This window comes from Sphingomonas sp. P3_C5 (genome assembly GCF_056402635.1).
In genome coordinates, this window is sequence record NZ_JBFUHA010000004.1 from 330,777 (window position 1) to 347,244 (window position 16,468).

At 65.3% G+C, this 16,468-nt stretch carries 16 protein-coding genes; 9 read left to right on the plus strand and 7 right to left on the minus strand.

The features are described from left to right. Positions 1 to 149: 149 nt before the first annotated feature. The gene (locus AC1DVS_RS12680; RefSeq protein ID WP_478023490.1) at positions 150 to 1,574 is read right to left on the minus strand and encodes a hypothetical protein; all 1,425 of its coding nucleotides are present in this window, start codon (positions 1,572 to 1,574) and stop codon (positions 150 to 152) included. Between the two features lie 157 nt (positions 1,575 to 1,731). On the opposite strand from AC1DVS_RS12680, the gene AC1DVS_RS12685 reads away from it, so the two are divergent. The 3 genes from AC1DVS_RS12685 to AC1DVS_RS12695 are packed head-to-tail and all read left to right on the plus strand — an operon-like array spanning position 1,732 to position 4,573. Further along, a complete protein-coding gene (locus AC1DVS_RS12685; RefSeq protein WP_478023492.1) occupies positions 1,732 to 3,927 on the plus strand; it encodes a sensor histidine kinase in 2,196 nt (731 codons plus the stop codon). Continuing rightward, positions 3,924 to 4,289 carry a response regulator gene (locus AC1DVS_RS12690; protein ID WP_478023494.1) on the plus strand — a complete coding sequence of 122 codons (366 nt, stop codon included), beginning with the start codon at positions 3,924 to 3,926 and terminating at the stop codon, positions 4,287 to 4,289. The genes AC1DVS_RS12685 and AC1DVS_RS12690 overlap by 4 nt, the downstream gene beginning before the upstream one ends. Beyond that, positions 4,286 to 4,573 carry an Hpt domain-containing protein gene (locus AC1DVS_RS12695; RefSeq protein WP_478023496.1) on the plus strand — a complete coding sequence of 96 codons (288 nt, stop codon included), beginning with the start codon at positions 4,286 to 4,288 and terminating at the stop codon, positions 4,571 to 4,573. Before AC1DVS_RS12690 ends, AC1DVS_RS12695 begins: the two co-directional genes overlap by 4 nt. Here the strand turns inward: AC1DVS_RS12695 and AC1DVS_RS12700 are convergent. The 4 genes from AC1DVS_RS12700 to AC1DVS_RS12715 are packed head-to-tail and all read right to left on the minus strand — an operon-like array spanning position 4,561 to position 8,493. Further along, the gene (locus AC1DVS_RS12700; RefSeq protein WP_478023498.1) at positions 4,561 to 5,979 is read right to left on the minus strand and encodes a glycosyltransferase family 2 protein; all 1,419 of its coding nucleotides are present in this window, start codon (positions 5,977 to 5,979) and stop codon (positions 4,561 to 4,563) included. The genes AC1DVS_RS12695 and AC1DVS_RS12700 overlap by 13 nt on opposite strands. Then, positions 5,976 to 7,016: a HEAT repeat domain-containing protein gene (locus AC1DVS_RS12705; protein ID WP_478023500.1), complete on the minus strand. Its 1,041-nt coding sequence runs from the start codon at positions 7,014 to 7,016 to the stop codon at positions 5,976 to 5,978. The genes AC1DVS_RS12700 and AC1DVS_RS12705 overlap by 4 nt, the downstream gene beginning before the upstream one ends. After that, positions 7,013 to 8,116, minus strand: coding sequence for a YaiO family outer membrane beta-barrel protein (locus AC1DVS_RS12710; RefSeq protein WP_478023502.1), 1,104 nt, complete (start codon positions 8,114 to 8,116; stop codon positions 7,013 to 7,015). The genes AC1DVS_RS12705 and AC1DVS_RS12710 overlap by 4 nt, the downstream gene beginning before the upstream one ends. Next, on the minus strand, positions 8,113 to 8,493 hold the full coding sequence (locus AC1DVS_RS12715; protein WP_478023504.1) for a response regulator transcription factor: 381 nt from the start codon (positions 8,491 to 8,493) through the stop codon (positions 8,113 to 8,115). Before AC1DVS_RS12715 ends, AC1DVS_RS12710 begins: the two co-directional genes overlap by 4 nt. 499 nt (positions 8,494 to 8,992) lie before the next feature. Between AC1DVS_RS12715 and AC1DVS_RS12720 the strand changes: the two genes are divergently transcribed. Further along, complete coding sequence (locus tag AC1DVS_RS12720) at positions 8,993 to 9,376, plus strand: hypothetical protein (protein WP_478023506.1); 384 nt, start codon at positions 8,993 to 8,995, stop codon at positions 9,374 to 9,376. Positions 9,377 to 9,531: 155 nt separating this feature from the next. On the opposite strand, the gene AC1DVS_RS12725 is transcribed toward AC1DVS_RS12720, so the two are convergent. Together AC1DVS_RS12725 and AC1DVS_RS12730 are read right to left on the minus strand one after the other, a co-directional pair. Next, on the minus strand, positions 9,532 to 10,950 hold the full coding sequence (locus AC1DVS_RS12725) for a M20/M25/M40 family metallo-hydrolase (RefSeq protein ID WP_478023508.1): 1,419 nt from the start codon (positions 10,948 to 10,950) through the stop codon (positions 9,532 to 9,534). A gap of 154 nt (positions 10,951 to 11,104) precedes the next feature. After that, positions 11,105 to 12,703, minus strand: a complete 1,599-nt coding sequence (locus AC1DVS_RS12730) for a vWA domain-containing protein (protein WP_478023510.1) — start codon at positions 12,701 to 12,703, stop codon at positions 11,105 to 11,107. A gap of 167 nt (positions 12,704 to 12,870) precedes the next feature. On the opposite strand from AC1DVS_RS12730, the gene AC1DVS_RS12735 reads away from it, so the two are divergent. The 5 genes from AC1DVS_RS12735 (at position 12,871) to rsmH (ending at position 16,465) form a co-directional block, all read left to right on the plus strand. Further along, the gene (locus AC1DVS_RS12735; protein WP_478023512.1) at positions 12,871 to 13,209 is read left to right on the plus strand and encodes an Mpo1-like protein; all 339 of its coding nucleotides are present in this window, start codon (positions 12,871 to 12,873) and stop codon (positions 13,207 to 13,209) included. A gap of 55 nt (positions 13,210 to 13,264) precedes the next feature. Beyond that, the gene (locus tag AC1DVS_RS12740; protein WP_478023514.1) at positions 13,265 to 14,257 is read left to right on the plus strand and encodes a cysteine synthase A; all 993 of its coding nucleotides are present in this window, start codon (positions 13,265 to 13,267) and stop codon (positions 14,255 to 14,257) included. Positions 14,258 to 14,364: 107 nt separating this feature from the next. Further along, complete coding sequence (locus AC1DVS_RS12745) at positions 14,365 to 14,676, plus strand: hypothetical protein (RefSeq protein WP_478023516.1); 312 nt, start codon at positions 14,365 to 14,367, stop codon at positions 14,674 to 14,676. A gap of 338 nt (positions 14,677 to 15,014) precedes the next feature. Continuing rightward, a complete protein-coding gene (locus AC1DVS_RS12750) occupies positions 15,015 to 15,515 on the plus strand; it encodes a division/cell wall cluster transcriptional repressor MraZ (protein WP_478023518.1) in 501 nt (166 codons plus the stop codon). Beyond that, positions 15,512 to 16,465 (plus strand): 16S rRNA (cytosine(1402)-N(4))-methyltransferase RsmH, encoded by a 954-nt coding sequence (gene rsmH / locus AC1DVS_RS12755; protein ID WP_478023519.1) that lies wholly within the window; start codon positions 15,512 to 15,514, stop codon positions 16,463 to 16,465. Before AC1DVS_RS12750 ends, rsmH begins: the two co-directional genes overlap by 4 nt. Positions 16,466 to 16,468 lie beyond the last annotated feature (3 nt).

Here is a 16,468-nt window from a genome sequence, read left to right on the forward strand (position 1 = left end):
AAATCGAATGGTGACCTGACTCTATTTCGGTTTGCCCTGCAAGACGGAGGTGGCACCAACCACGCAGCTGATAAGGACGGGATCTGGGCTGACGCCGGGTGATGCCCGGAAGGGCAAGGGGCGATGCGCGCAATCGAGCCGATAACCGGCTACCGGAAGGTCACATAAACCCGCCCGGTTCCCTGCTCCCCGCTCGGGTGCCGGACGACGTAATCGAAATAGGTCGTGCCGGTGAAGCCGTTCAGCGGAAGGACTGTGACCAGGCCGGCGAGGTACACCGTCGCCACTTTCGCGCTGTTGGCCGAGGGCACCGAAACCGACATGACCTGCGACGTCGAAGGAAAGAAGCCGATGCTGCCGGTCGGGCCATTGGCATAGACGTCATTCGAGACCAGCGACCCCGACGTTGTGTCGGCGATGATCGTCAACGGGGCGCTGGCCGACGCTGCGAAGAAGTCCGGGCCCGGAAAGAAGTTACCGGTCGTCGGGAAAGGCAGGACCTCGCGATATACCGCGGTGGCATTCAGAATATCCTGGTTGGTCACAGCCATTGCCCGGCTTGCGGCTTCGGCGCTGTTGGCGTTGAGCAGCACGACAAGCTCGAGGCGCAGATAGCCGGGCAGGCCAAGGGTGAATTGCGCGGCCGTGGCAGTGTCGCTTACCTGGACGCCGATCGCCGATGCATAGGCGTCAATCAGATGGGCGGCAGCGCTCAGGACATCGGGGCGGTAGCGGCCCGGCGCGACGTTCCTGGTCAGCAAATCCGTCATGGTCGCGTTGTCGAACAGGAACGCATTATGCGATGCCAGATAGTCGCCGACCGCGCGATAATTGGGCCCGTCCCGGAAATAGGGATCGTAATAGCCTGCCATCACAGAACTGAGACCATCGGCCGCCGTGAGGGCCCGAAGGTTCGCCGCCGCCACCCGGGCGCCTTCGCGGTGAGTCGCGTCATCGGTCGAAGCAAGCGCAACGACGGGATCGAAACTGGTCAGATCGCGATCGGTCGCCAGGGCAAAAAGGCCGGAATCGAGCCCAAGGCCGTGTTTGACCGCAGCCTGACTGCCCGCATAGTCGATCAGCGAGGTGGTCGGGGAATAGACGAGCGCGCCGCGCGGGCCGACATAGCCGAAAAGGGTCGAGCCGGCGCTCTCCACGCCAGTCACATACACATAACTCTTGTCGAAGCTCGAAATCGATCCAAACGTCCCGAAGCTGTAAACCTGGAACCCCGCAACGCTGCCACCGAAGCGACCGTCGCGCCCACAATATGCGCCGGATATCTGCGTGTCGCTCGGGAGGCGATCATGGGTGCTGTACATATAGACGAAGCACGGGCTTGCGCCTGTGCTGACGGCACGGCCGGTCGGGAGGGGCGCTGGCGTGGGGGTCGGTGTCGGCGTCGGGGTTGGAGTCGGTGTGGACGTGCCTCCGCCGGATGGCGAGCCGCCGCACGAGGCCAACAGGGCCGGAAGGCTGCAGATGGCCGCCGTGCGCATCAATGAACCAAATCGCATCAGCTTCCCCGTCCCCCGCCGCCCGTTCAGCCGGCGATGGGTGAGGTGATCGATCAAGTCAAATTAAGTCCATGAATAATCGATGTTGATTCAAGCTGGATGCGATGTGCTGCAATCATCAAAGCCGCTATGATCATCCGTCCGTCCAGCCGAGCCGGTTTCGGTGGCGCCATCGGACTCGGCGTGAGATAGAGAACGCACGAGCGCCGCGGGGATGCGGTGGCGAGTAAGGAGCCGCGCTATACCGACCGCGAGACGCTATTCCCTGAGGGCCCGCGTCGCGATCGTCGCAGCGCTGATCGGCGTGCCGCTGATCCTGGTGCTGCTGACCATCATGATCAACCGCGGGTTCGACGAGACGGCGTCGCTGCGGCGCGAGGTCGTGCGGTCCTATGAGACACGGGCCGAGCTGCAGCGGCTATTGTCCCTGCACCAGGATATCGAGACCGGGCAGCGCGGGTTCGTGATTACCGGCGATGAGCGGTTCCTCGAGCCCTATCAGGCGGCGATCGAGCGTGTGGGTCCGACGTTGACGGCGCTCGAGAGGGACCTGCCGGAGGATTCGGTGCGCCGCGGCGACCTTGTGGCGGTGCGCGTCGCGTCAGCGCAAATGCGCGGCTTTGCCGACCGCACGATCGCGCAGACCCGAAGCGGCGCGCGCGCGGATGCGCAGCGCCTGGTCGCGGGCGGCGAGGGCAGGAAGCGGATGGAGGTGCTGCGCGCGCTGATCGGCCAATTGTCCAATGAGGAGCGCGCCGAGCTCGGCCGGCGGACGGAAGCGGCCGAGGCGACGCAGATCAGGCTGCAGCGCAGCAGCGTGTTGCTTGAGACATTCCTGCTGCTGACGCTCGCGCTGGCGGCTGTGTTCATCGCGCGGATCAATGCGGCGCGCGAACTCGTGCTGCGGCGCTTTGCCGATCTTGCCACGCGGCAGGAGGCGATCTTCGAAAGTGCCAAGGACGGGATGATCGTGATGAACCCGAGCGGCGGCATCGAGAGCCTGAACCCGGCCGCGGCGAAGATGTTCGCCTATCCGGCCGAGGAGCTGTTGCGCCGGGATGTGAACATGCTGTTCGAGGTGGCGCCGGAGCGGGCTCAGGTCGAGACGTTCTTGCGGCGGCTGAAGGCAAGGCGGCTCGAAGTCGCGGGCGAGGTGCAGGAGTTTATCGGGCGACGGCGCGACGGGACTTCCTTTCCGCTGGAGGTGTCGATCAGTCCGTTCCAGCTGAATGCGGTGACCCAGTTTCTCGCCGTGACCCGCGACATCAGCGAGCGGCGCGAGATCGAGCAGATGAAGGACGAATTCGTCGCGACGGTGAGCCATGAATTGCGCACGCCGCTGACCTCGATCGCCGGCTCGCTCGGGCTGATCATGGGCGGCGCGGCGGGCGAGGTGCCGCGCAAGGCGCTGCGCCTGGTGGAGATCGCTCAGGCCAATTCATCGCGGCTGGTGCGGCTGATCAACGACATCCTCGACATCGAGAAGATCGAGGCGGGGGGGATGGAGCTGGATATCAGGCCGATCCATCTCGCAACGATCCTGACTGCGGCGCTCCATGCCAATGCGGGGTTCGCGGCGGAATATGGCGTGCATATCGAGCTCGAGCCCCCGCCCGAGGGAGCGGCGGTGCTCGCCGATGACGACCGGCTGATGCAGGTGCTGACCAATTTGCTGTCGAACGCGATCAAATTCTCGCCTCGCGGCGCGGCCGTATCGGTGTCGGTCACGCAGCTCGAGCGGCGTTTCCGGATCAGCGTGGCGGACAAGGGGCCGGGGATCGCCGACGAGTTCCGCAGCCGGATCTTCACCAGGTTCGCGCAGGCGGACAGTTCCGATACGCGGCAGAAGGGCGGCACCGGGCTTGGCCTCAGCATCGTGCGCGAGATCGTCGAGCAGCTGGGCGGATTGGTGGGGTTCGAGAGCAGCCCGGGGGAGGGCACCGTATTCCATGTCGATCTGCCCGCCGCCACGGTGCCGGCCGCGCGGGGGGCGGAGATCGCGGCGCCGGACAGGTCCGCGGAGGAGCTGCCGCGCATCCTGCACGTCGATGACGATCCGGACATGCTCCGCGTGCTGGCGAGCGTGTTCGATACCTGGGCGGTGGTCTATTCGACGCCGAGCGTTCAGGAGGCGCGATCAGCGCTGCGCTTCCACCAGTTCGACGCCGCGATCCTGGACATCGGGATGGAAGACGGATCGGGGCTCGATCTGGTGCCCGAGCTGCGGCTGCGGCGGATCGATGTGCCGATCTTCGTCTTCACCGCGCAGGAGGTCGAGCCGCACCAGCTGAAGGGAGTCGACCGCGCGCTGGTCAAGTCCCGCGCCACTCTCGACGAGCTTGCCGCCGAGGTGATGGAGGTGATCGCCAGGCGCCAGCGCGAGAGGGCCCAGCAGGAGAAGATGGCGTGACGCGCATCCTCTATGTCGATGACGAGGCGGATATCCGCGAGGTCGCCGAGCTGTCGCTCGGGCTCGATCCGGCGTTCGAGGTGCGGACCTCCTCTTCAGGGCCCGAGGCGATTGCCGAGGCGGCGGTGTGGCGGCCGGACCTGATCCTGCTCGATGTGATGATGCCGGGGATGGACGGGCCGACGGCTTTCGCCCGGTTGCGGGAGCGGGGCGACATGGCGGGGATTCCCGTGGTGTTCATCACCGCGCGCACCCATGCGCATGAGGTGGCGGCCCTTCGCGACCTTGGCGCGCGGGGCGTGATCGCCAAGCCGTTCGACCCGATGAGGCTGGCGGCGCAGGTTCGCGAGTTCCTCGCGTGACTGATTTCGAGGCGCAGATGGCGGCGGTACGCGAGCGCTTCCTTACACGCATGGCGACGGAGCAGGTGGTGATCGCGGCCGAGCTTGCCCGTGGCGGGTGGGGTGCGGTGCGCGACATCTGCCATGGGCTGTCGGGCCTTGCGGCGATGTTCGGGCTTGCCCCGATCGGCGATGCGGCGCGGGCGGTGGAGGACGCGGTGGACGATGGTGCGCCTCCGGAGACGATCCGTGCGCTGGCCGCGGTGCTGCTCGCGCTGATGAAGGACGCGGATCAGGGCCGCTGAAAGCCCTTGCGGGTCATGGCGCCCCAACCGGTTTTCTTGCGGAGGAAATGCCACCAGCCGCGCACCCGCCAGAGATTGTTAAGCTGCCGAAAGCCGAAATTCTCGGCCACCGCGACCAGGGTGAGGATCGCGAGGTCGCGGGCGCGGGGGAGGCGCTTGAGCTGGATTTCATCGAGCACCAGCGAGGCAACGCTGACGAACACGCCGAAGGTGAAGATCACCGCGATAAAGGCGAGCAGATAGTCCAGCGAGATGAGGCCGAGCAGCCAGAGCGGCGGGACGAGCGCATAGCCCGCTACCTCGACGATCGGGCCGATGACGTCGACGATCCACACCTGGCCGAAGCCGAGAAAGCCGATGCGGCCGTAGCGCGGGTTGAGGAACATGTCGCGGTGCTTGCGGTACGTCTCGAGCGAGCCGCGCTGCCAGCGGGAACGCTGGTTGCCGAGGATCTTCAGGTCCTCGGGCGCCTCGGTCCAGCTGACCGGTTCCGGGATATAGACGATGCGGTAGGGGCGCTTCTGGTCGCGAATATGGCGGTGGAGCTTGACGACAAGCTCCATATCTTCGCCCACCGTATTCTGGCTGAACCCGCCGACCTCGATCGCCGAGCGGCGGTGGAACAGGCCGAACGCGCCGGAGATGATCATCAGCGTCTGCATCTGGCTGAGCGCGAGCCGCGCCATCAGGAAGGCGCGGAGATATTCGACCGTCTGCACGAGCGCGAGGAAGTTGCGCGGAAGGCGGGCCTCGATGACGCGGCCGCCCTCGACACGGCAGCCATTGGCGATGCGGATCGTGCCGCCGACGGCGACGGTGCGGAGCGGATCCTCGATGAAAGGGCGCACCACACGCATGAGCGCGTCCGGCTCGAGCAGGGTATCGGCATCGATCACGCAGACCAAAGGCGTCCGGGCGAGGTTGATGCCGGCGTTCATCGCATCCGCCTTGCCGCCATTGACCTTGTCGATGACGAGCAGGCGGGGAAGATCGGGCGCCGCGTAGAGTCCGCGGATCGGCTGGTTCTCGACCGCGAGATCATGATAGCGCTCGACTGGGCTGAGGCGGTAATGGTCGATCAGCCGCTGCAGGGTCCCGTCCTTCGAACCGTCATTAACCACCAGCACTTCGAAATCGGGATAGTGCAGTGCGAGCAATGCCTCGACGCTTTCGATGATGCTGAGCTCTTCATTATAGGCCGGCGCGATCACCGCGATCGGCGGGGCAAGATCGCCATAGCGTTCCCACAACAGGCTGGTCGAGGTTTGGGACGGACGGCGGTGGAGCGCGTAGCCGGCAAAGAAGAGCTGGACGATATACAGCGCGATCTGGATCAGCCCGGCCACGATCACGATCCAGGTGACGATCTCAGCCGCTTGCCCGGCCCAGGGAGGGAACGGGATCATAGCGGGAGCTCGCGTTCAGCGAGCATGGCAGTCGCGGCATCGCGGGCGAGGCCCTGGCCACCAGCGGCGGCGGCGCGCAGCAGGACGAGGCCGGGCTCGCCGAGCAGGATCAGCGATTCGGCGGCGCGGAAGCGCACCCACCATTCGGGATCGCCGAGCAGCTCAGCCAGCCGGCCCGCGCTCTCGACGAGCATGATCCGCCCGGCAGCGCCCGCCGCGGCGGCACGTGCCGACATCGCTGTGCTCGACAAGCCCGCCAGAACCGCGGGGCGGGCAGCCGGATGCCCGAGCCGGCCGAGCGCGTGGAGATAGCGGGGGAGTTCCTCGGTATCCTCGGCGGCGGCCATGGCGAGCTGCGCGATCACCGGCACCAGCGAATAGTCGCCGGTTCCGGCGAGCGCTTCGATCGCGGCGAGGCGGACCTCCGCATTTTGTCCGGGGCGAGTAACGAGCGCCTTGATCTGCTCGGGCTGGCTTTCGGCGATGCGCCGAAACAGGCTGACCGTCACGAGCGATGACTGGCCCGCGCCGAGTTCGAGCTTTTCGACCAGGCTGTCGATATCCAGCACCTCGTCAGTCGCAGCCAGCGCAAGCGCTGAGGCGAGGCGGATGTTCTTGTCCGGATCGTCGAGCGATCGGTAGAGGGCGTCGCGTGTCGTCGGGTCGTCGAACTGGGCGAGGCCATGGACCGCATCGGCCCGGTCGCGGTGCGAGCCGGATCGCAGGCGCCGTTCGAGCCGTGCCGGTATACCGAGCTCGGTCGCGTTGGCGATGAAGGCAGCGCGCTCGTCGCCGCGGACAAGCTGGATCAGTTCGAGTGAGAGGTCGGTGGCCACGTCGGACGCAATCCTGGGCATCGCATCGGCTTCATGATCGCCGGCGCGGAGCAGGATCGGGGTAAGCGCGCGACGTTCGGCACTGCGTCGGATCGCGCGCCGGGCCGTGATCACCCGGGCGACGATCAGCATCATCATCACCAGGATCGCGGCTGATGCGAGCACCAGCGAGGTCTCCCAGATCAGCCGCAGGGCATTCAAAAGCGAAAGCCGAGCCCGAGCCCGACCTGAGTGCGATCCGCGCCGGTCGCGCGATCGTCATGGGCGATAGTGACACGGAGCGTTGTCCGTGGGGTCACGTCGTAGCTCACCCCGCCAAAGATGCTGCGGACGTCAACGACGATCCCTTCGTCCGTGTCGGGCGCGTCGCTATAGCCGAGGAAGAGGCGCGCGGGCGGGGCCAACTGGAGATCACCGCGGACCAGATATCCGGTGCGCCGCGTGCCCCTTTCATCGAACAGGTTGATCCAGCGCGCGGTGAGCCAGGCCCGGGCGGTGAGATATTGCTCGATCCCCGGTGTCAGCGATTGCACGTTTCCAATCGCATATTGCGCCTGGCGCCCGTCCAGGGTGAGGACGGTGGCATAGGCGCCGTCGTGCACCCGCAAGGAGCCGCCCGCGCCGATCTGCCATTTCGGGCGGAAATCGGGATCCGCTGCCGCGCCGAACGTCACATAAGCACGCGCCTTGGGCGAAAAGACATGCTCCAGCAGCGCCTCGCCATAGATGTCGGTCTTGCCGAAGCGTCGGGCATATTCGAGCCGGCCGCCAATCGTCGTCGTCTCATCGAGCCGGCGGCGGAGCTGGATCGACGCTTCCTGCCAGTCGGGCTGCGGACCGGTGAGCGCGCTGTAGCTCCCGTCGATGTCCAGCTGCCACGGCGGCGACTCCTCGGTGCGGGCGAGCTGGACGCGGAGCGCGGCGACATCAGCATTCGCTGCATCCGCCTGGTCGAGCTCGCGCAACGCAGCCGCCTGGTCGCCGCGCCTTTGCGCCACGCGAGCCAGTCCGACACGCGCATCGGTATAGCCCGGGGCAACCTCGAGCGCGGCCCGGAAGGCATGCTCGGCTTCGTCGAGTCGGCCGAGCGCCAACTGCGCCAGTCCCATCTGGACCTGAGCGTCCGAGTTGCGTGGATCCGCGGCGACCACGGGCCCAAGCAGCATCACCGCGCGCTCGGGATTTCCGTTCAACCTGGCCTCGACTCCGGCCCGATACGCATCCGCCGTGTGGTCCTGGGCTTCTGCATGGGCCGGCGCCGTGAGCAACACTATCGGAATCAGCACGACATACAGACTCAACGGGGCGCGGCCATGAGGCGGGTGAGGCGGCTCATCAGTTCCTCCGGGATGAATGGCTTCACCAGATAATCGTCCGCACCGAGCTCAAGCGCGCCAACGATGTCCCGCTCCAGCTTGCGCGCGGTGAGCATGATGACTGGAATGGTGGAGGTGGCCGCGTCCGCGCGCAGGCGTCGCAGCACCTGGTGGCCGTCAAGCACGGGCATCATCGCGTCCAGCACGATTGCGTCGGGCGTTCGCTCGGCAGCCATCGCGAGCGCCTGGCCGCCGTCTCTGGCGATCAGAACCTCGAAACCGCGTCCAGTCAGACGATAGTCGAGCAGATCGACCAGCAACTCGTCATCATCGCAAACCAATATCGTTTTGGCCGTCGTCATGCTCCTCACACGAAACAACAAGCCCCCCGCACCGGACGTACAACGATCTGCCGCGCGATCCAATGGCGTGTGTAGAGGCATCACCGTAAACGCGGGGTGAAGTACGCCAAGCCGTCAGATGGATCGGGCAAGAGGGGATCAGCCCCATTCCGCACAGCTTCACCACCCAAGGCAGAGGGTGCGCGGCGAGAGGTTATTGACTAAGTCAATAACAGCCTGAATAATCGTGGTTCGTTACGGGTGCCGGGCTGCAACGCTTCTCGCGCCCGGCGTTTCGAAAAAGGGGGCGCTGCGCGGATGTACGGGGGGATTTTTGACTTGTTCAAGAATTATCCACGGTTGCCGGCTATGAGCGGCGCATCGATTTCGAAAAACGGGGCGACGAGGAGGTTACGCGGCGGCGCGGGTGGGCAATTGCGGCGAACAGGGGACGATCAGGCATCGTCCCGTCGCCGCCAGCATTGCCTGTATTCGCGCCGATTTGCTGGAGGGGATGGATATGCGGAGCGAAGTTGAAGAGGCGATCGTGCAGTTCGAAAGGGTTTCCCACCAGATTACCCAGGTGGTGGCGACGATGTCGCTGGAGACGCGGGGCAGGTTGATCGAGTTGCGGCGTGACCATGCGGCGGCGATGGTGCGGCTGAACGATGCGGTCGCGAAGGCGTTGCGCGCTGTGTCGCATCCGGATATCAATGAGATCAGCGAGCAATTCCATCAGCATTTCAGCGAGATGCGCCGTGCGATCGCGCTGCATCAGGGCAAGTGGCCGGCCGTGCTGATAGGCGAGAATAGCCGCGCTTATGCCGAGAGCGCGCAGATTGCGGATGTGGCGAAGACGAAGGCGATGGGGTGGGTCAGGCGGGTGCTGGTGCCGATCCTTTAGGTTCGGGACGGTCGGCATTCAGCCTATGCCGGCCTGCAAATGGCGATTCCCTGCGCTTCGGTGCTCACGTGCCTGAAGCACGCTGCGCTCCGGTGCTCGGAAATCACCATTTTCGGGTCGACCTCGACTAAACGTCGAGCGGCCTCGGCGCTGGTTCATTCGCGCCCAGCATATTCCTTGACCAGATCGAACAGGAAATCTCTCCCGACATAGACTGAGCGGACTTCGTTTCTCTCGTTCAGACCGTGGGTGCCATTGCCGTCCGGGTCGCCCCAGGGGCCGGGGACGCCGTAGGTGGGGATGCCCGCCGGCGCGAGGAAGGTGGCGTCGGTGGCGCMGGTCATCATGGTGGGGATGAGCGATATGCCGGGGAAATAGCGGGCGACGAGCTTTTCGGCGGGCGCGAGGATCTTCGGGTCGAGCGGCGGGGGCACGGCGACCGGGCGGATGCGGCCGACCAGGGTTACCTTGACCTTCGGGTCGCCGATCGCTGCGATCAGGGCAGCGCGGGTGGTGTCGGCATCTTCGCCGGGGACGATGCGACAGCTGACCGTCGCCTTGGCCCGCTGCGGGAGGGCGTTCACGGCGTGGCCTGCCTCGAGCATGGTCGCGACGCAGGTGGTGCGGAGCATGGAATTATGGGTGCGATCGGCTGAGACGATCGCCTCCGCCGCGTGATCGGCGGGGTTGGCAGCGAGAGCGACCATCGCGCGACCGGCGGCGTCTTTCTGCTCGGCGCCGGCTCTTGCGAAATAGGCGCGGGTGGTGTCGTTGAAATGGACCGGGAATTTGTACGCCCGCAACTTTTCGATGGCGTCGGCGAGCTCGTAGATAGCGTTGTCGTCGATCGGGATCGAGCTGTGGCCGCCGATATTGGTGGTTTCCAACTCGAAGGCGCGGTTGGATTTCTCGCCGATCTGAATTGCCTGGCCGATGAGCTTGCCATGCCCGTCCGTGGTGCCGCCGCCGCCTTCGTTGAGGGCGAATTCGGCGGCGATGAGGTCGGGCCGGTTTTCCGCAAGCCACTGCGCGCCGTTCATGCGGGCGCCGGATTCTTCGCCGCAGGTGAGGGCGAGCTTGATCGTGCGTCTGGGTTTATAGCCTTGCTGCTTGAGGCGGATGAGGGTGTCGACCCAGATGGCGTCGAGAGCCTTCATGTCAGCAGTGCCGCGGCCGTAGAAATAGCCGCCTTCCTCGATAAACGCGTAAGGGTCGCGCTGCCAGTCCTCGCGGCGGGCGTTGACCACGTCGAGATGGCCGAGGAGGAGCATCGGCTTTGCGGTGGGCGAGGTACCGGGGAGTTGCGCGACGAGGCCGCCGTCGAGCGGGAGGTTGTCGGCCTTGAACAGAGTGAGTTGCTGGTCGGTATAGCCGGCGGCCTTGAGGCGGGTGGCCATTTTCTCGGCGGCGGCGGTGCAGCTTCCGGTGGAGACGGATGTGTCGGTCTCCACCAGCTCCTTGTAGAGGGCGCGGAAGGTGAGCTGGTCGGGGCGGGGCGGGGTTGCCGTCTGAGCCGAGGCGGGCGCAGCGGTGAGGGCGAGCGCGGTTGCGAAGGCGATGGCGAATGGTTGCATGGGCGATCCCCCGAGGCCTGGACGGTATTCTGCCGAAGGCTTGGGGGGTGGGCTGTCGGGTGTCAAACGGTCGCGGTGGAAAAGGAGCGACCGGGGCTGGACGAAATCCCCGGCCGCTCCCTGCCACGACCCCAGGAAGGGGTCGCGGATTCGATTATTCCGTGCCGATCTCGCCGCCTTGCGGCGCCGCATGCGTGCGTCCGGCTTCGGCGAGTTCAGTCAGCTTGACGAATTCCTGGCGCCAATAGCCTGACTGGTCGCCTGCCAGCCGGCGGATATCCGCATAGCCGATGTCGCCGAGGCGGGTGTCGCCGCGCAGCTTCTGGCCAAAGGCGGCGACGGCGGTGGCGAAGGCCATGTCGCCCCGGGGCAGTGCCTGGGTGGTGAGCAGGGTCGCGGCGATCGGACGTTCGATCAGGCGCGAGGTGGTGCCTTCGGGCAATTTGTAGCGAAGCCGGACTTGGGCCATTTCGCCGCTCTGGCTGCTGCCGGCGGGGACGGGGCGGGTGTTCGCGGTGAAGTGGCGATCAGGGAGCCAGCCTTTTGCGCCTGTCGGCACGACCTCGTAGATCGCGGTGACCTGATGGCCGGCGCCGATATCGCCGGCATCGACCTTGTCGTTGGCGAAATCCTGCTCGGCGAGGGCGCGGTTCTCGTATCCGATCAGGCGGTATTGGCTGACATAGGCTGGGTTGAACTCGACCTGGACCTTCACGTCCTTAGCGATGGTGAAAAGGGTCGAGGAGAGCTCTTCGCTAAGGACCTTTTTCGCCTCCATCGCGCTGTCGATATAGGCGTAATTGCCGTTGCCGAGATCGGCCATGGATTCCATCACAGCGTCGTTGAAATTGCCCTGGCCGAAGCCGAGCGTGGTGAGGGTGATGCCGTCGTCGCGTTCCTTTTCGATGAGCTGCTCGAGCTGGCGCTGATCAGTGATGCCGACGTTGAAGTCGCCGTCGGTGGCGAGCAGAATCCGGTTGATACCGCCCTTGATGAAGCTGGCGCGGGCTGTGTCGTAAGCGAGCTTGATGCCTGCGCCGCCTGCGGTCGAGCCGCCGGCGTTGAGCCGGTCCAGCGCTGCCTTGATGTCGGACGCGTCGCTGGTGGGCTCGAGCACGACGCCGGCGGCGCCAGCATAGACGACGATGCCGACCTTGTCCTGCGGCTGAAGATTGTCCGCGAGCAGCGAGAGGGCGGCTTTGACGAGCGGAAGCTTGTCGGGCTCGTTCATCGATCCGGAGACGTCGACCAGGAAGACGAGGTTGGCGGGCGGGCGCTTGGCGTAGCTCAGATCATAACCGCGCAGGCCGATGCGCAGCAATTTGGTGTCGTGGTTCCAAGGGGACTGGGCGACATCGGTGGTGACGCTGAAAGGCGCCTCGCGATCCGAGGGGAGAGGGTAATCATAGCGGAAATAATTGATCATCTCCTCGGTGCGGACCGCGTCCTTGGGCGGGAGCTGGCCCTGGTTCAGGAAGCGGCGGACATTGGCATAGGCGCCGGTGTCGACGTCCACGGCGAAGGTGGAGACGGGCGCGTCGGCGACGGCGTGGACCGGGGATATGTCGTTGGCTTTGTATTTCTCGCCCGATGGGTCGGAGGCCATGTCGCTGGCGTTGGCCGAGACTTCGAAGGAGGCGGATTCGGTGGGCTGGTTATTTGAGCTTCGTTGGCCCTTGTCGCAGCCGGAGAGGATGAGGGCGCTGATGGCGACGCACGCCAGGGCTTTCGATTGGATCGAGATTGCCTTCATTTTGACACTCCTTGCCACATTATTGCCGTATTTCTGCCGCGTTTGTGACACGCGTTTTTCAAGGTGGCAAGGGTTTTCCTATCTCATCAGGGGAGATTGGATTTTTGCGGGTTGGCGAGGGCCTACCCTGGTCTTGCATCGTGGCGCCAAGCGGCTAGCATCGGGACATGGCAACCAAGCCGATCACCACCTATGCCGCCTTCTGGCCCTTCTATCTGCGCGAGCATTCCAAGCCCGTAACGCGACGGCTGCATTATGCGGGGACGGCGCTGACCTTCCTGCTCCTCGCGATCGCGCTGACCCGGGGCGGGTGGTGGTGGGCGCTGATGCCGCTGGCCGGATATGGCTTTGCGTGGGGCGCGCATTTCGGGGTGGAGAAGAACCGGCCGGCGACCTTCACCTATCCGCTCTGGTCCCTCGCGAGCGATTACCGGATGTTCTTCCTGTGGCTGAGCGGGCGGCTGGAGCCGCATCTGCGCGCGGCCGGGGTAGCAACCTCGGCTTGACCGTGATGCAGCAGCGGTTGCTTGCCGGATCGGCGCGGACGGCTATCTAGGGGCCATGACCATCGCCCAGAACACGCTCGCGCTCATCGGCAACACCCCACTCGTCCGGCTCAAGGGGCCGAGCGAGGCAAGTGGGTGCGATATTTTCGGTAAGTGCGAATTCGCCAATCCCGGTGCCTCGGTGAAGGACCGGGCGGCGTTGTTCATCGTCGAGGATGCCGAGGCGCGAGGCGCCATCCAGCCTGGCGGGACGATCGTCGAGGGGACTGCGGGGAATACGGGCATCGGGCTGGCGCTGGTCGCCAATGCCAAGGGCTACAAGACGATCATCGTGATGCCCGAGACGCAGAGCCGGGAGAAGATGGATACGCTGCGTGCGCTCGGCGCTGAGCTGGTGCTGGTGCCGGCGGCGCCTTATTCGAACCCTGGGCATTTCGTGCACACCTCGCGGCGGATCGCCGAGGAGACGCCGAATGCGATCTGGGCAAACCAGTTCGACAATATCGCCAATCGCCGCGCGCATATCGTCGGGACAGCCGAGGAGATCTGGACCCAGATGGAGGGACGGATCGATGGATTCACCTGCTCGGTCGGCACCGGCGGCACGCTGGCCGGAGTCGGGCTGGGGCTGAAGGCGAAGGACGAGAATGTCTGCATCGCGCTGAGCGATCCTTACGGCGCGGCGCTCTACCAATATTATGCGTGCGGCGAATTGCGGGCCGAGGGCAGCTCAGTCGCTGAAGGGATCGGGCAGGGGCGGATCACCGCAAATCTGGAGGGCGCGCCGGTCGATACGCAGTTCCGCATTTCTGACAATGAGGGGATGCTATGGGTCACGCGGCTGCTGGATGAGGAGGGCTTGTGCCTTGGGCTTTCCTCGGGGATCAACGTCGCGGGCGCAGTTGCGCTCGGCAAGCAGCTCGGGCCGGGGCACCGGATCGTGACGATGCTGTGCGACACCGGATTTCGCTATCTCTCGACCCTCTACAATCGCGCCTGGCTGGAGGCGAAAGGCCTGGTCGTTCCGCCATGGCTTGATCGCGACTAGGTCTCGGCGTTCAGCAAAATTTTACCGGCAAGTTTGATGCCGTTTCCAGAGCGACGAAGCGTGCCATCGACAAGACGCTATTCATGCGTTACATTTATATCACAGACATGAAAATCATTGCACAGGATCCAGCGCAGACGTCGCAGCGGGTGAGGGTCGGGATGATCGGCCTCGCAGCGGTTCTGCTTCTCATCGGCCTCGCTGCCGCGATCTTCAGCACTGCCAGCAAGGAGCGGCCTTTCGTGGTCGCCGGCGGGGCGCGCCCGGATGTCGTCGCGAACATGGCCGCGGGCAATAACGCGCTGCCGGCCGTCGCGCCGAGCAATGAGCCGCTCGCCGAACTCGGCATCACGCCGAGCGCTGCCACGGGTGACAATGCGGCCCAGCCATCCGCTTCAAAATCCGCCAAGCCCAACTGATGCGACGTTTCCACGTTTTCGACTCGGATTCGGCCGGGAGAAGTGGGGAAATCGTGGTTCGCGAGGGGTTTCCGCGGGGATTCTGCCCCTTGTTCGCCGAGTCGTCGAGAACACAGCAAGAACGAATTGAAATGGCTGCGGAAAAATCCCCGTAGAATCGAGCTGGATACGGCTTTCGGGGATCAAATCCCCGGTTTTCCCCTTGAATCCCCGGCAATCCCGGATTAACCCTGCGGATAACAGGGTAGGACTCATTTCGCCTGAGCGAAACGACACCGGAGGGCGGCGCATAGCCGTTCTCCGGGTCGGAGAAGTCATGTCCAGCAGGGTGAACGGGTGTGACGCAAAGGGTCGACTATCAGGGAGACGGCCTTGGCCTTGTCGATGACAAGGGCAGAGTTGCCATCCCCGCGTCGCTCCGGGCGATCCTGGCCGCGAACAGCCCGCGCGCCGACGGCAAGGACGGCGGCACCGTCATCATCGGCGTGCATGAGAGCAGCAAGTGCCTGATCGCCTATGATCCCGGCTTCCTGCCGATCCTGAAGGCGCAGCTCGATGAGCGCGAGGCGAATTTCCGCCTCGAAGAAGGCGCGCGCAATCCGAGCTTCAAGCGCCAGGCCGCGCAGGGCGAGGCGGTGCCGTTCGACGGCAGCGGGCGTTTTATCATGCCCGGCTTCCCGCGCCACCACGCCAATATCGGGGCGAACGCCTTCTTCTACGGCACGTTCGACTATATCGAGATATGGGACCCCGCGACGCTGCTTGCCGACGATCGCATCCCTGAGGTCCAGAAGTCCTGCGCGCGCTATCATTGCGCGCAGAAGGGGATCGCGCTGTGAGCGATCTCGCACCCCGCACCCTCGAACCGCACACCCCCGTGCTTCTCGACGAAGTCGTCGCTGCGCTCGCAATCAGCCCTGGCGAGCGCCATGTCGATGCCACGTTCGGCGCCGGGGGATATACGCGGGCGCTGCTCTCCCTCGGCGCCCGCGTATTCGCCTTTGATCGCGACCCCGATGCGATCTCGGCGGGGCGGGCGATGGAAGAGGCTTCGGGCGGCGCGCTGACGCTCGTGCCCGCGACCTTCTCGGCGCTCGATGCCGAGCTCACGGCGCGCGATGCGGTGCCGGTCGACGGCGTGACCATGGATATCGGCGTGTCGTCGATGCAGCTCGACCAGCCGGAGCGCGGCTTCTCGTTCCAGTCGGACGGGCCGCTCGACATGCGGATGAGCCAGGAAGGCGAAAGCGCGGCCGACTTCGTCAACAATGCCGACGAAGCGCATATTGCGGATGTGCTGCACGAATATGGCGAGGAGCCCCGCGCCCGCCGTGTCGCCCGGGCGATCGTCGCGGCGCGGCCGATCACGCGGACCGGCGAGCTCGCGCATGTCGTGCGCAAGGCGCTTGGCTACAAGCCGCATGACAAGAAGGATCCGGCGACCCGGACCTTCCAGGCGATCCGCATCCATCTCAACCGCGAGCTCGGCGAACTTGCCGATGGGCTGGCGGCGGCTGAGCGGGTGCTGAAGCCCGGCGGGCGGCTCGCGGTGGTGACTTTTCACTCGCTGGAAGACCGGATGGTGAAGCGATTCCTGCGCGAGCGCAGCGGATCGATGCCGGGCGGATCACGGCATCTTCCTGAGTTGAAGGTTAACCATAAACCGAGTTTTGAAGATGTCGGACGCGCGGTGCGCGCCGACGAGGCCGAGATAGCGCGCAACCCGCGCGCCCGATCGGCCACGTTGCGAACGGCGCGGCGAACAAATGCCGCGGCGTGGACCGCGTAAAGG

Excerpts from the sequence above, each read along its gene's own strand:
- AC1DVS_RS12700 (WP_478023498.1), bottom strand. The coding sequence starts at position 5,979 with ATGATCCCGTTCCCTCCCTGGGCCGGGCAAGCGGCTGAGATCGTCACC.
- AC1DVS_RS12730 (WP_478023510.1), bottom strand. The coding sequence starts at position 12,703 with ATGAAGGCAATCTCGATCCAATCGAAAGCCCTGGCGTGCGTCGCCATC.
- AC1DVS_RS12740 (WP_478023514.1), top strand. The coding sequence starts at position 13,265 with ATGACCATCGCCCAGAACACGCTCGCGCTCATCGGCAACACCCCACTC.
- AC1DVS_RS12715 (WP_478023504.1), bottom strand. The coding sequence starts at position 8,493 with ATGACGACGGCCAAAACGATATTGGTTTGCGATGATGACGAGTTGCTG.
- AC1DVS_RS12685 (WP_478023492.1), top strand. The coding sequence starts at position 1,732 with ATGCGGTGGCGAGTAAGGAGCCGCGCTATACCGACCGCGAGACGCTAT.
- AC1DVS_RS12720 (WP_478023506.1), top strand. The coding sequence starts at position 8,993 with ATGCGGAGCGAAGTTGAAGAGGCGATCGTGCAGTTCGAAAGGGTTTCC.
- AC1DVS_RS12735 (WP_478023512.1), top strand. The coding sequence starts at position 12,871 with ATGGCAACCAAGCCGATCACCACCTATGCCGCCTTCTGGCCCTTCTAT.
- AC1DVS_RS12745 (WP_478023516.1), top strand. The coding sequence starts at position 14,365 with ATGAAAATCATTGCACAGGATCCAGCGCAGACGTCGCAGCGGGTGAGG.